This is a genomic window from Mucilaginibacter glaciei, assembly GCF_014773245.1.
GTDB classification, from domain to species: Bacteria; Bacteroidota; Bacteroidia; order Sphingobacteriales; family Sphingobacteriaceae; genus Mucilaginibacter; species Mucilaginibacter glaciei.
This window is the reverse complement of the sequence record NZ_JACWMX010000013.1, coordinates 23,409-37,224: the sequence shown is the minus strand read 5'-3', so window position 1 is coordinate 37,224 and position 13,816 is coordinate 23,409. Positions and strand designations below refer to the sequence as shown.

The 13,816-nt window shown below is 43.9% G+C and carries 12 protein-coding genes; 5 read left to right on the top strand and 7 right to left on the bottom strand.

Going from position 1 to position 13,816, the window contains the following annotated elements; translation table 11 throughout:
• The first annotated feature begins 305 nt into the window (after nucleotides 1-305).
• Complete coding sequence (locus IDJ76_RS20395) at nucleotides 306-2,048, top strand: S41 family peptidase (RefSeq protein ID WP_191166177.1); 1,743 nt, start codon at nucleotides 306-308, stop codon at nucleotides 2,046-2,048.
• A 134-nt stretch (nucleotides 2,049-2,182) separates the two neighbouring features.
• On the opposite strand, the gene IDJ76_RS20390 is transcribed toward IDJ76_RS20395, so the two are convergent.
• The 3 genes from IDJ76_RS20390 to IDJ76_RS20380 are packed head-to-tail and all read right to left on the bottom strand — an operon-like array spanning nucleotide 2,183 to nucleotide 4,530.
• Nucleotides 2,183-2,800, bottom strand: coding sequence for a hypothetical protein (locus IDJ76_RS20390; protein ID WP_191166175.1), 618 nt, complete (start codon nucleotides 2,798-2,800; stop codon nucleotides 2,183-2,185).
• Complete coding sequence (locus IDJ76_RS20385; protein WP_191166173.1) at nucleotides 2,790-3,956, bottom strand: M20 family metallo-hydrolase; 1,167 nt, start codon at nucleotides 3,954-3,956, stop codon at nucleotides 2,790-2,792. The genes IDJ76_RS20390 and IDJ76_RS20385 overlap by 11 nt, the downstream gene beginning before the upstream one ends.
• Nucleotides 3,957-3,984: 28 nt before the next feature.
• The gene (locus tag IDJ76_RS20380; protein ID WP_191166171.1) at nucleotides 3,985-4,530 is read right to left on the bottom strand and encodes a GNAT family N-acetyltransferase; all 546 of its coding nucleotides are present in this window, start codon (nucleotides 4,528-4,530) and stop codon (nucleotides 3,985-3,987) included.
• Between the two features lie 279 nt (nucleotides 4,531-4,809).
• On the opposite strand from IDJ76_RS20380, the gene IDJ76_RS20375 reads away from it, so the two are divergent.
• Entirely contained in the window at nucleotides 4,810-6,006 is a 1,197-nt protein-coding gene (locus IDJ76_RS20375; RefSeq protein WP_191166169.1) for an erythromycin esterase family protein, read from the top strand.
• Between the two features lie 54 nt (nucleotides 6,007-6,060).
• Here the strand turns inward: IDJ76_RS20375 and IDJ76_RS20370 are convergent, their stop codons facing one another.
• From IDJ76_RS20370 to hemW, 4 genes are all read right to left on the bottom strand, one after another.
• A complete protein-coding gene (locus IDJ76_RS20370; RefSeq protein ID WP_191166167.1) occupies nucleotides 6,061-6,942 on the bottom strand; it encodes a cupin-like domain-containing protein in 882 nt (293 codons plus the stop codon).
• Between the two features lie 128 nt (nucleotides 6,943-7,070).
• Nucleotides 7,071-7,949: a cupin-like domain-containing protein gene (locus tag IDJ76_RS20365; RefSeq protein WP_191166165.1), complete on the bottom strand. Its 879-nt coding sequence runs from the start codon at nucleotides 7,947-7,949 to the stop codon at nucleotides 7,071-7,073.
• A gap of 154 nt (nucleotides 7,950-8,103) precedes the next feature.
• Nucleotides 8,104-8,652: a fasciclin domain-containing protein gene (locus tag IDJ76_RS20360; RefSeq protein ID WP_191166163.1), complete on the bottom strand. Its 549-nt coding sequence runs from the start codon at nucleotides 8,650-8,652 to the stop codon at nucleotides 8,104-8,106.
• A gap of 133 nt (nucleotides 8,653-8,785) precedes the next feature.
• Nucleotides 8,786-9,907: a radical SAM family heme chaperone HemW gene (hemW, locus tag IDJ76_RS20355; RefSeq protein ID WP_191166162.1), complete on the bottom strand. Its 1,122-nt coding sequence runs from the start codon at nucleotides 9,905-9,907 to the stop codon at nucleotides 8,786-8,788.
• 135 nt (nucleotides 9,908-10,042) lie between these two features.
• On the opposite strand from hemW, the gene IDJ76_RS20350 reads away from it, so the two are divergent.
• From IDJ76_RS20350 to IDJ76_RS20340, 3 genes are all read left to right on the top strand, one after another.
• The gene (locus IDJ76_RS20350; protein WP_191166160.1) at nucleotides 10,043-11,014 is read left to right on the top strand and encodes an aldo/keto reductase; all 972 of its coding nucleotides are present in this window, start codon (nucleotides 10,043-10,045) and stop codon (nucleotides 11,012-11,014) included.
• Nucleotides 11,015-11,824 carry a helix-turn-helix domain-containing protein gene (locus IDJ76_RS20345; protein WP_191166158.1) on the top strand — a complete coding sequence of 270 codons (810 nt, stop codon included), beginning with the start codon at nucleotides 11,015-11,017 and terminating at the stop codon, nucleotides 11,822-11,824.
• A gap of 76 nt (nucleotides 11,825-11,900) precedes the next feature.
• On the top strand, nucleotides 11,901-13,739 hold the full coding sequence (locus IDJ76_RS20340; protein ID WP_191166156.1) for an alkaline phosphatase: 1,839 nt from the start codon (nucleotides 11,901-11,903) through the stop codon (nucleotides 13,737-13,739).
• Nucleotides 13,740-13,816: the final 77 nt, after the last annotated feature.

Below are 13,816 nucleotides of genomic sequence, written 5' to 3'. Positions count from 1 at the left end.
TGTTAAATTTACAATAACTAACTTTATTTATTATTAACAATTGTTTAATAATGAGTTAACTCAGCTTTGGTACGTTTTGGAAAGATACGGAAGGGTGGCGATGCAATCGTGAAGCCGGGTTAACCATCGGAAAAAAAGGGCGCGAAAGTTAATAAAAACTGAGGTCAGATCATTTAACTGTATCGTTTTCATTCGTCAAGTGTTCGTTTACGAACACTTGAAACTGTTATAGATATTTAATCGCCTTATAATTAATGAATTGCGAATTCGGCATGTTTTTTAATTATCAATAAAAAAACTATATTATGCAATTCAGATATTTTATTTTGATGACGTTTTGCCTGGCTGCATTTATTAGGAGCACAGCGCAGCAAGTATCCAAAAGTACCGCATATACAGCTCCCATTCAAAAAACATTATCTGCCATGGATGCTTATGACCGGGCACAGCAGGCGCGTTCTGATGCAAACGATTTGTGGGAGAAAAAAGGAGCCACCGGCCTCGAAATAGAAAAGGGTATTACCATTTTAAAAAAAGCTGTAATATTTTTAGATAGCATACCCGTTAACGAATTAGCAAACGGCAATATTTATTTAAAAGCCCGCCGTAACGATATTTATTTGGATATGGCGCAAGCCTATGCACTGGCTAATCAAAGGGATTCTGCACTTACTTCGTTAGAAAACATGTTTGCTTTGGGCGAGCCGAGTGGGGTGCTTAATTATATTCAAAAAAATCCGTCGCTTGCATCTATCCGTACCGAATCGCGGTATCTTGCCGTTATCAATAAAATGAAAATGCAGGGTGAATTGTGGGAAAACACAGCCTTAAACACCTCTTATAAAAACGATCTTACACTTACAGAGAAAATAGCCGGGCTATCGCTGCTGTGGTCGCAGGCAAAATATAATTTTGTTTATTTTGACCATTTGAGTAACGACTGGAACCAAACTTACCTCGATTATATTCCCAAAGTTCAAACCACAAAAAGCACAGCAGAATATTACCGCGTGCTAATGAATTTTTATGCACAGCTAAAAGACGGGCATACCAACGTTTATCCGCCAGATTCACTAAGTACACAATTTTACAGCCGCCCGCCAATGCGTACAGAATTGATAGAAGGGCGCGTTTTTATTACAGAGGTTTCAAGCGATAGCCTTTACAAGGCAGGGGTACAGCCAGGGCTCGAGATTGTAAAAATTGATAACGAACCCGTAATCGATTATTCCGATCGGGTTGTTAAACCTTATCAAAGTAGTTCAACACCACAAGACCTGGAAGTGCGTCAGTTTACTTATGGCCTCCTAAGCGGACCTAAAGAAAAACCAATAGTGTTTCAATTAAAAGACAAGATGGGTAAAATAACTGAACGCACCGCTGCCCGTACGGGTTACCATGATATTAAATCAAAGAAATCTTTAGAATATCAGACGATTGGTAATGTTGGCTACTTGACCATTAACGATTTCGAAAACAACCGCATAAACAAAAATTTCGACTCGCTTTATACTCAAATAGCGGCGACCCGTGGGCTAATTATTGATATCAGATATAATGGAGGCGGGTCTGGCAATATTGGGTTTAACATCATCAGTAAGCTGACCAACAAGTCTTTCAAAACTTCTGCATCAAAAACTTTACAGCACACATCACGCCCTGGTGACGAACCCAGATGGGAAATTAGCAAGCCATATGATTGGGCGGCTAATGGGAAGATATATTATGATAAACCAGTTATAGTTTTAATCGGCCCGCGTACGTTCTCGGCAGCGGAGGATTTTGCAGTAGCCTTTGATTATATGAAAAGAGGAAAGTTAATAGGTACTGCGACAGGCGGAAGCACCGGCCAGCCTGTACCGTTTAATTTACCAGGTGGTGGTAGTGCCCGCGTTTGTGGTAAGCGGGATACTTATCCGGATGGAAAAGAATTTGTAGGCGTAGGTATTATGCCCGATATAGTGGTGAAGAAAACGATAAAAGACCTGCAAAGCGGCAAAGATGCAGCTAAAGAGAAAGCTTTGGAGATATTAAATAAAGGCAAATAATACATAAGCTTTATATAATTGCAGCTACGAATATTTACACCTAAGACACTTTTTATAGCATGCAATCGCCAAGACAGGTTAAGCACCCATCAAAAAGGCACGGTGCTTGCCTTAGGTGCTGCCAGAACAATTTTCTACTGCTTGCTAAAACCGTCTATAATACTTTTATCTATCGAGCCGATATAGTTAAGGTAGGTGCGCCTTTTAAAAGCCAGTTTCATAAGCAGGAAAAGGCCGGCAGCGTAAACCATTATACTGATGGGTGCTGTTGCCTCGATTATTTTTTGCGGCCCGCCCTCTACATACCACCAGCATAAAAAGCAAGACCCTGCAACGATGAGCGAGTAGCCTATTATATAGGTGATCAGCAATTTTAGCTGACGGGTGGCTACATGTGCCTTAAACTTTAAAAGTTCTTTCATCACCATTGCCGAGGCGGATGGCTGGTAGGTTGTGCAGCGGTATTGCAACCAAATAAACCAGCCCAGCAAGGCCATGATCACCGTGAGCAGGGCTACCAGGTACCCGGGATGCCCGCTGGTTAGGCTGGTGTAATATTTAATAATGCTGATGACAACCGCCACGTAGCTTACCAATACAATAATGCTGCACCAAAGCAGCATGCCCTGTACCTGGTCTTCCCGTTTTTTTAGTAGCAACAAAAATTCCTTTTTATTGTCAGCATTAAATACCAGTTTCTTAGGGTCGATAACCGGGTTAACGTGCCTGCCGGTGTGTTGCTTAGTTTGCATTTTGCTGCGGGTTAGTTATTGTTTTACCATTGGCCGGGTTATGGATAAGGCAATACATCATGCTTTTAAGCAGGCCGATGTAGCTGTTTACGCCCTCGCGTATCTCATCTATATAAATAAATTCATCAGCCATGTGCGAGCGTGCCGAATCGCCGGGCCCCATTTTTAGCGAAGGCATATTTAGCCATCCCTGGTCGCTGCTGGTTGGCGATACATAGGTTTTTAAGCCCATTGCCATACCCGCCCGTACTAAAGGATGGATATGATCGATACAGGATGGTTTAAGGATGCCATCCCTTACGGTGATAGCACAGTTGGTGTGCTGTTTTACTGCGGCCAAAACTTCGTCAGGCGTGTAGCAATCACTCAGCCTAACATCTACCGTAAAACGGCATTCGTGCGGGATGATGTTGTGCTGCAGCCCGGCATTTATTTGTGTCACCGTCATTTTAACAGGCCCCATGAAGGCAGATTGTTTGGGGAATTGGTAAGTAGAGAACCACTGAATATCGGCAAGTGCTTTGTACAAAGCGTTAACACCCTCGTTGCGGGCGGCGTGGCCTGCGACGCCATAACTGGTGCAATCCAGCACCATGTTTCCCATTTCGGCAGTGGCCATCTGCATTTGCGTAGGTTCGCCCACTATGGCGAAGTCTATCGGGCCAATCCGGGGCAGTATGGCGTGGATACCGTTATCTCCCGAATTTTCTTCCTCGCCCGTGGCAGCAAAGCAAAGGTTGTACGATAGGTTTGGATGGTTGTAAAAGTAGCTGAAAACTGCCAGCAGCGATACCAAACATCCGCCCGCATCATTACTGCCCAGGCCAAATAGTTTGCCCTCTATCGTATCGGCTTTGAATGGGTCGCGCGTGTAGCTCTCGTTGGGTTTCACGGTGTCGTGGTGGGAATTGAGCAGGATGGTTGGGTTGCTGCTGTTATAGTATTTATTATAAGCCCATATGTTGTTGTGCAACCGGTGGGTTTTAATCCCTCTTACCTGCATAAATTGCTGTATCAGATCGGCAGTGGTATGTTCCTGCCCGCTGGGCGATGGTGTGCTGATCAGTTGTTTTAAAAGAAACAGTGCATCGGCGTCTAATACGTTAATAAGCTGCTCGTCATCGGTAAGCGGGTGTTGTTTTTCCTGGTAGGCCATTTCTTGAAATTTTTGAATTTAAGGGCGCTTAGTTATTTGCCGGGTTAAAAAGCATAGCAGTGCAAAGGCAATTACATTTGTTTTTGCCGGTTAAAACATCATAGTTAACGCAGCTTTTACAACCGGCCCAAAAGGTTTCATCATGCGTAATCTGGTCATAAGTTACCGGCTCAAAACCCAAGCGGGTGTTCAGTTTCATAATAGCAGCGCCCGATGTGATGGAGAACACAAGCGACTCGGGGTGTTTTTGGCGGCAAAGGTTAAATACCTGTTCCTTAATTTCGGCAGCCACGCCGTTTTGCCGGTACCCGGGCGATACGATAAGGCCGCTGTTAGATACGAATTTACCGTTGTCCCATACGTCGAAATAAGAGAAACCTACCCAGTCGCCGGTAGCTGATACCGCCATGATGGCTTTGCCCGCGGCTATCTTCTCGTTAACAGAGCCGGCCGACCTTTTAGAGATGCCCGAACCCCTTGCTATGGCAGAGCGTTCTGTTTCGTCGGCTATTTGTTGTGCATAAATATGATCTGAAGGTTGTGCCAACCTTACAATAATTCGTCCGTCGTCCATTGGTTTTTTGTGTTAAAATCGCCGGTAATTTGATTGCCCCTGTTTAAAAAACACATGGTCGCCAAAAGGATGCCCATTCTGCCAAAAACAAAAAAAGTGCGTTTTAGGCACTGTAAACGCTGAATATATATTTTTTAGATACATAAACCGGGGGGGATTCCTACCGATTTGAAACGTTATTTTTTCATTTTGGCAGGGTTGTTAAGGTTTTGTTACCGCTGTTGCTATTATGAACACCCAGGTTTTTTGCATTACCTTAGCCTTTAAATTATAGCTCAATTGATTAAGTTTAAAATTCCGGTTTTTATCGTACTCAGCCTGGTGCATTTTAAATTAGTTGCGCAGGAAAACGTTGCTTTGGTTAATAGTTTAAACGAAGTAATTAGACCTATAGCCACACTGGACGCCGCGGCCCCTTTTACCGATCTTGCTTTTTTGAGGCCGATTATACAAGAAAAAAACATTGTTGCACTCGGCGAGGCCACACATGGCACCCACGAATTTTTTGTTTACAAAGACAGGCTGATCCGTTACATGGTGACCACATTGGGCTATAAGTCGATTGCGTTTGAAAGCGATTTTTCGGCTACGCAACAGCTTGATGATTTTATTAACAAGAAAACCGACCAGCTTAAATTTGATGGTGGTGGGTTTCCACTCATCCTTGAAACTAAAATCATGCTAAACTGGCTCAGGCAGTATAATGATGATAAGCCACCGGGAGAGCGGGTGCATATCTACGGGTTGGAGGCAAGAGGGTTTAGCAACATCATTAAACAGGTTTTAGCGGCCTTGCCGGTACTGCCGCGAGATGTTGCGTTGCGCCTGCACGATATTGAAATTGCTGATTACCGTAATTTAAAAAAAGAAGATATCAATCAATTAGTGAAAATTATGCCCGTTATTTACCAAACGGCCCGCTCGGCACCCGATAGCTCGGTTACCCTGCATTACGTTGACCTTTTGAAACAAACCGCTGCAAATTTTCTGCATTATAAATTTGGTGACAGGGATGGCTATCTTTTTGAGAACGCCAATTGGGTGATAAACCAATCGGGCAATTCAAAGCTAATTATATGGGCGCATAATGGGCATGTAGCCAAATCGTCTTTATTTAAGCAGCCGTCATTAGGTAATTTGCTAAGTAAAAGGTATGGTTCAAAGTATCTGTCGGTAGCAACAGATTTTAATACCGGCAACGTTAATTTATTTGTTAACAGAAAGCTTCAAAAAGTCAACTACCCTGATGTTATGTCAATTAAAGCCTATGAATTTTACTTTAAACAATGCCGCTACAAAAACTTTATTATAGACATTGCCACTGCGCAATCAAATCTGGTGCTTAAGCAATTTTTTAATAAAAAGCTTGATATGCGAATGATTGGGGGTACCGATGATGTGACCAATTGGAAACTCGCCATAGCAGAAAACTTTGATCTGCTGATCTACTTCAACAGCACTACCGCGTCTGATTAAATCGAAGTCAAAATTTCATTCTATACGGTAGTAAGCCAGATGTGTTGACTTATGCTAATATGGTTTGCCAGCTGCCAGTTCTTTGTTGGCCCATTTAACGGCCAGCTTTTCGCGGTATTGGGCGTAGTTGGCCTTAAATGCCATTTTCAGCAAGCTGTCTAACCCACCCTTTACGGCCAGGTTATATATGCTGGCTGCTTTGCGGCTGATGGAGGCATCCCAGGCGCGCAGGCTTAACGAGTAACCGCCCTCTACGTATTTCATCCAGTGCCAGTAGCCGGTAGGCATAAACAAGGTATCGCCATGCTCCAGGAAAACTTCGGTGCCTTCAACACCTTCCAGTGCAGGGAACTTTTTAGTATCCGGGTTGGCTACATCATAATCTTCTAACGCGTAAGTAGCGTTAGGGATACAATATAAACGGCGTTTCCATTTATTCTCGAAAAGTATCACATGTTTGCTACCACCAAAGTGCGTGTGGAAAATGTGCGGCAGATCGATATCGTAATGTAAAAAGGTAACGGAGTTGCTGCCTCCAAAAAACATAGACGGCATGCTTTCGATAAAACCACCCATTAATTCTTTGGGGAAGGCGATATCGTTCAACAGCTCCGGGTTTTGCTTGAATATATTGAAGAAGAAGATGCGCAGCTCAGTAGGGGTCGACATGATGAGGTCCATGTAATCATCAAAGGGCATTTCTGCTGCGGATGAATTAATCGGTTTCGATGGGTCGGCCTTGGAATTATCATACAATGGCACCACTTTGCTGCCTACCGCCTTTTTCAAATATTCGGGTGTCCATTTCTCGCGGGCGGGCCAGTTTTTGGTTAGCCCTTTTATTACCAGCGGGCGGCGTGGTTTCAGGTAGTTTTCCTTAAAATCTTCGGGTGTGATGGTCTCGACGGTGTCTATCGGGCGAAGGATGAAGCTCATGTCTGTGAATGATCGGATTAAAGTAAAAATGGCTACCCTTAATATAACCATTTCGCCCGAAGTTCTGTCAAATAAACGGAAATAAATTACCGTAATTGTTAAGCCCGTGTTAATATTACATAAAGCTGTTAAGGCCTGCCCGCAGCCAGTGCCTTATCTGCACGTTTAACCGCTAGCCTTTCTTTCCAGTCCATATAGTTGGTGCGGAAGTTTTTTTTCATAATATCATCAAACTTGCGCTGTATGGTTAAGTTATACAGGCTTTTGCCCTTGATGGCCCATGAACTATCCCAGGCGCGCAGCGAAATAGAGAACGACCCATCCAGGTATTTCATCCAATGCCAATAGCCGGTGGGCATAAACAGCGTTTCGCCATGATTTAAAATAGTTTCCTGCCCATCAATGCCATCCAGCGCGGGGAATTTTTTAAAGTCGGGGTTTTCGATATCATAATCCTCCAAAGCGTAAGTTGCGAAAGGGATTTTGTACAGGCGTTCGCTCCATTTATTATCGAAAAGGATGATGTGCTTGCGGCCGTTAAAATGGGTATGGAAAATGTGCGCCAGGTCTATATCATAATGCAGGAACGTTACGGAACCCTGCCCGCCAAAAAACATATTGGGGTATTTGTCTAAAAAACCACCCATCAAATCGGTAGGCGAGCGGTAATCATCCAGCAGCTTTGGTGCGTGCTTTATCGGGTCGAACAAAAAGATGCGCAGGTCTGTCGGTCCTTTTTGTATCAGGTCAATATAATCGCCAAACTTCATTTCGGCTGCCGATGCATTGATCGGTTTCGATGGATCGGCTTTGGAGCTATCGTACAGGGGTACTATCTGGTCGCCAACGGTTTCCTTCAAATAGTCAAACGTCCATTTTTGTAAAGCAGGCCATGTTTCTGTAGCTTTGCTGACCACTAATGGCTTGCGCGGCTTTAGGTAATTATTGATAAAATCCTCACGGGTAATATGATCTGCTCTATCAATAGGGGATAATGATAAACTCATGTTTACATTTATTTAACATACAAAAATAATAATTAAGGTAATTGTTTGCGTTTTATATTGGTTTCCTAAAAATTAGTTAAAAAAAAGCCCGGATGAGACGATCATCCGGGCTTTTAAACATTTAAGCGATGATCTACCATCGCTTAAAACTTAATTAGTTAGGCATTAAAACGGCATTCACTACGTGAATAACGCCATTGCTTTGGTTAACATCGGCAATGGTTACCCATGATTTGCCACCTTTTTCGTCAACCAGGTATACTTTGCCGCCTTTTAACATGGCAGTTAAAATACCACCGCTAACGGTAGTTAATTCGGCTTTGCCACCACCAGCTTTAATTTTGGCTACCAGTTCAGCCGCGCTAACTTTACCCGACACAACGTGGTAGGTTAAAATTTTAGTTAATGCAGCTTTGTTTTCTGGTTTTAACAGGCTTTCCAAAGCATCCTTAGGCACTTTGTTGAAAGCTTCGTTAGTTGGTGCAAATACAGTGAAAGGGCCTGCAGATGATAAAGTTTCTACTAAACCTGCAGCTTTAACAGCGGCAACCAAAGTAGTGTGGTCTTTAGAATTTACAGCATTTTCAACAATGTTTTTTGTTGGGTACATAGCAGCACCACCAACCATTTTGGTTTGTGCATTAGCATTTGGAGCGATTGCGATAGCTACTAAAGCAAACGCAGCGATAATTAATTTTTTCATTGATTAGATTATTATTTTGTTTTTGTTAGGACATTATAAGATACGCCAAAATGAGTAGTTTGGTTTTTCAAATAACATTTATGGTGGTTCAACATTGTACTTGTATTTTTGTTTTAGTACAATATGGTATTATTTAAAAAAATAATTCTGATGCGATCCGGTCGGCATAAAGCTTACCGTGAGGGGTTAGGGTTAATAAATTCCCTGATTGAGTCAGGCTGCCATCGTCAAAATAAATACGGGCGGCTTTCAATAATATATTTGCAGATCCGCCTGCAATAGCGTCCAACTGTTCCAGGTCGATGCCCCATTTGGTGCGCAGGGCGGTCATGATATATTCATTTAGCCGGTTCTCTTCTGTCAATACCTCAACTTCAGATGGAATGGCGTCCCCCATTATCGATTTGGTGTATTTGGCATTGTTGGCTACGTTCCACTGCCGGGTTTCGCCGTTAAAAGAATGTGCCGAAGGGCCTATACCCAAGTATTTTACCCCTTTCCAATAGTTGGAGTTATGCCTTGAATAGTGGCCGGGCGTGCAAAAATTGCTGATCTCGTATTGTTCGAAGCTGTTGCTTTGCATGGCATCCAACATGGTACTGAACTGCCCCGCGCTTTGCTCTTCGCTCATAGGCGGTTGTTTCTTTTTGCTAATGAACGCGGCCAATGCGGTTTGCGGCTCAACGGTCATGGCATATGCCGAGATATGGGGAATGCGCAGCGCAAAAACGGTATCGAGATTTTTTTTCCACTTCACATCAGTAAGCAGGGGGTAACCGTAAATGAGATCGACGGTGATATTCTCAAAGCCTATATCCTGCGCGCGCTTAACAGATGCCTCGGCTTCGCTGCTGCGGTGTACGCGGTTCATCCAGGCCAAATCTTCATCAAAAAACGATTGGATGCCGATGCTGAACCGGTTTACTGGTGTTTGGCGCAGTGCCTTTAGCTTGGAGTGGTCCAGGTCATCAGGGTTAGCCTCTAAAGTGATCTCCGCATCCGCAGATACGGTATGCAGTTCGGTAATGGTATTGATCAGTAACTGAATTTCATCCGCCGATAGCACAGAGGGTGTACCCCCGCCAAAGTAAATCGTTTCGATAGACTCGTTATCCAGATAACATCGTTGCAGGTGTATCTCCTTTACCAGCGCTTTCACCATTTCGTCCTTATATTTAGGCGAAGTGCTGAAATGAAAATCGCAGTAATGGCAGGCTTGTTTGCAAAATGGGATATGTAAATAGATGCCGGCCATGATGCTGCAAAGGTAAACAGAACTAATGGTTTACTGCGAAGCAGACAAATTATTAGTATATATTGAGCCGTACAGGCAAATTATTTGAGCCTTAAAGGAAACCATCTATGGGGATAACAGGTTGATATTTGTATCATGAAAAACATTGCAAAAATTCAACTGGGCCAAAATGGCCCGTTCGTATCCAAACTTGGTTTAGGCTGCATGCGTATGTCGTCTATCTGGGGCGGGCCTACGCCCGATGAAGCAGAAAGTATTGCCACAATTCATGAAGCTTTGGATAATGGGATCAATTTTCTGAACACCGGCGACTTTTACGGTGCCGGCCATAACGAAATGCTGATAGGTAAAGCCATAAAAGACAGGCGCGATGATGCCTTTATCAGCGTAAAGTTCGGTGCCATTTTTCATAATGGCCATTGGCTGGGATTGGACCTGCGCCCCATTGCTATTAAAAATTTTATTAATTACTCATTGACCCGGTTAGGTATTGACACCATTGATCTTTATCAGCCCAGCCGAATGGATGACAGTGTGCCGGTGGAAGACATCATCGGGACGGTTGCCGACCTGGTAAAAGAAGGTAAGGTACGGTATATCGGCGTATCGGAAATCACGGCTGATCAGCTTCGCAAGGCCAACGCCATCTATCCTATAAGCGCCCTGGAAATTGGTTATTCACTGGCCGAACGTGGAATAGAAAGTGACTTGCTACCTGCTGCAAACGAGTTAGGTATTGCAGTAGTAACTTTTGCCAATACAGCAGAAGGTTTATTAACGGGTGATATGAAAGCCCCACTACCGGAAAACGATTACCGCAATCATTTTTCCCGTTTCCAGGGCGAAAACCTAATTCATAATCTGGAAAAGGTGGAGGTTTTAAAGCAATTAGCTAACGATAAGGGTTATACGCCAACGCAGGTTGCAATTGCCTGGGTAAATGCGCAAGGTGAGTATATGATGCCTTTAGTAAGCATGAGCCGCAGATCGCGCTTGCCGGAGAATATCGCTGCAATGGATATTGTTTTTACTCCTGAAGAAATGAACGCCTTAAACACTACTTTTGCACCAGGTGCTATCCTTGGCGGCACTTATTTACAACGCTAAATGACCAGTCCAGCAGAAATCATTCCGGGTGTGATCTTTTATTCTTATCTCTCTGCCGAACGGAAAGAGAAGGTTTGTTTCTGGAAGGATCACACCTTGGTTCTGCAGGTATCAGGACAATTGACATTAGAAACCTCCGAACAAACTATTTCTATGAGCGGGGGCGAAATGCTGCTGATCGGTAAAAATCAAGTGGGTACGCTCACCAAAACGCCTCTCCCAGGCGCGAATTATGAAACCATAGTGATATCCCTGCAGGAAGAGCTGATGCGCAAGATTGTGTTAGAAGACAAGTTCGAGACAGACCGGAAATATATAGGCCCGCCAAACATCTTAATTCCTTCCAACGAATTTCTGCAGGGGTATTTTCAGTCTATTGTTCCGTACGCGAGAAGTTCAGGAGCGGATATGACAGACGAAATGGGCATTCTGAAAGTAAAAGAAGGAATTAAATTATTATTACTTGCCCTGCCGGGACTTCGGCACTTTCTATTCTACTTTTCAGACCCGTATAAGATCGACCTGGAAAGATTTATGCTTAGCAACTTTCATTTTAACGTCCCCATCGAGAAATTTGCACAACTTACCGGTCGTAGTCTGGCGGGTTTCAAACGCGATTTCCAAAAACAATTCGGTGCCCCGCCGCGGCACTGGTTGCAGGATAAACGACTTACGGTAGCGAAACACCTTATCGAAACCAAACACCAGAAACCATCAGCCATTTATCTCGATCTGGGTTTTGAAAGTTTGTCGCACTTCTCGCATTCCTTTAAGAGAAAATTTGGTAAGGCGCCCACAGCACTGCTGTAAATCAATATCGACCGCTTAACAATCACGTAAAATTAATTTAACAAGGAATAGGGTAAATTGCGCAAAATATCATCGTATGATAACATCGCCCGTTAAGCTATATTTCTCAGCACTATTTGCTGTAGCTACCCTAACCGTTTCCGCTCAAAAAACTACGTACACGGTTGCGGATGCCCATTCGCATAACGATTATAAAAACAGCATCCCGTTTTACAGAGCTTATGAAAAAGGTTTCGGGTCGATAGAGGCAGATGTGTATGCCGTGAACGGGCAATTAATGGTTGCACATGCCGTGAAAGAAATAGACCCCGAAAGATCACTAAAGAAGCTTTACACCGACCCGTTGATTAAAAAGCTGGCTATTGATAAACAGCGGAATTTAAGGCTGCTTATCGAGATCAAAAATGACTACAAAGCAGTTTTGCCTTTGGTGATCAGTGAATTGAAGCCGCTCCAATCTTATTTAGCTTACCCGGGCCATCCCGGCAGGTTATCAATCGTGATGACGGGTGCGGTGCCGCCCGCGGCTGAAATGGCTAACTACCCGGATTGGATAACATTTGACGTTGGCAGCATTAAAGGGTATACGCCTGCACAATTAAATAAAATTGGCCTGGTGAGCATGCCCTTCAGCAAATACCTTCACTGGAACGGCAAGGGTGTATTGAACGGTAATGAACTGGCCCGCATCAAAGGAGGGATAGATAGTGTGCACCGCGCGGGTAAAATGATCCGCTTTTATGAAACGCCCGATACCAAAAGTAGCTGGCTCGCGCTTGTCAGATTGGGTGTCGACGTTATTGGAACGGATAAGATCGAAGAATTAGGCGATTTTTTGAATCACAAAAAGGCTAACGAATACACCGCGCCGCTTGCCTACAGTACTTATACGCCCACCTATAAAACAGATGGTGCGGTAAAAAAAGTGAAGAACATCATTTTGTGTATTGGTGATGGTATCGCGCTATCCCAACTATATGCCACTTACACGGCTAACCGGGGCGACCTTAACATTTTTAAGATGCTGAATATCGGTTTCTCGGTAACCAATTCGGCAGATGCATATATCACCGATTCGGCGGCTGGGGCAACGGCTTTTGCATCGGGCCAAAAAACAAACGACAGGGCCATTGGTGTAACGCCCGATGGTAAGCCCTTAAAGTCGCTGGCCGACTATAGTTTTGAAGCCGGCAAAAAAACGGCTGATATTGTCGCCTGCGATCTGGCCGATGCTACACCGGCGGCTTTTTATGCCCACAATATGGAGCGCAGTAACGAATTGGCCATCGCTAATGATATCGCCAAATCTAACATCGATATATTTTTAGGGGCAGGCTACGGCAATTTTGCGCGAAAATTAAACGGCGTATCGGCAATTGACAAAATGCAGCAGCGGGGGTATAGTCTAATCAGGAATTATGATGAATTTCTGAAATCGGGCCAACCAAAAATTTTGGCCTTGATGGACGATAGCGTAGTGCGACCGAAAATAGAGGGTAGGGGTGACTATTTGCCGCAGGCGTTCAACAAAGTAGCCCAAGCTTTTAAGAACCACCCGAAAGGTTTTTTTATGATGGTAGAAGGCTCGCAGATAGACCACGGCGGGCACAATAATAATTTGGTCCAGGTGATTACTGAGAATGGCGACTTTGACCGGGTAGTGGGCGAGGCCCTTAAGTTTGCAGATGCCGATGGCGAAACCCTGGTTATAGTTACTGCCGACCATGAAACCGGCGGGTTAACGTTGTTGGATGGCAGCATTAAGAACGGTTATGTATGGGGCGACTTTAGCACTAATGACCATACAGGCACCCCTGTGCCCGTGTTTGCCTACGGCCCCCACGCGCTCGATTTTAGAGGGGTTTATAGTAATACGGAGATATTTAAGAAACTGGTGCAGTTAATAAAAAAATGAAATTGACATTGAACCGCCATTAATCGGTACAATAATTTACCAATAACGTTACATGGCGTTTTAAATTTATTAAGGTA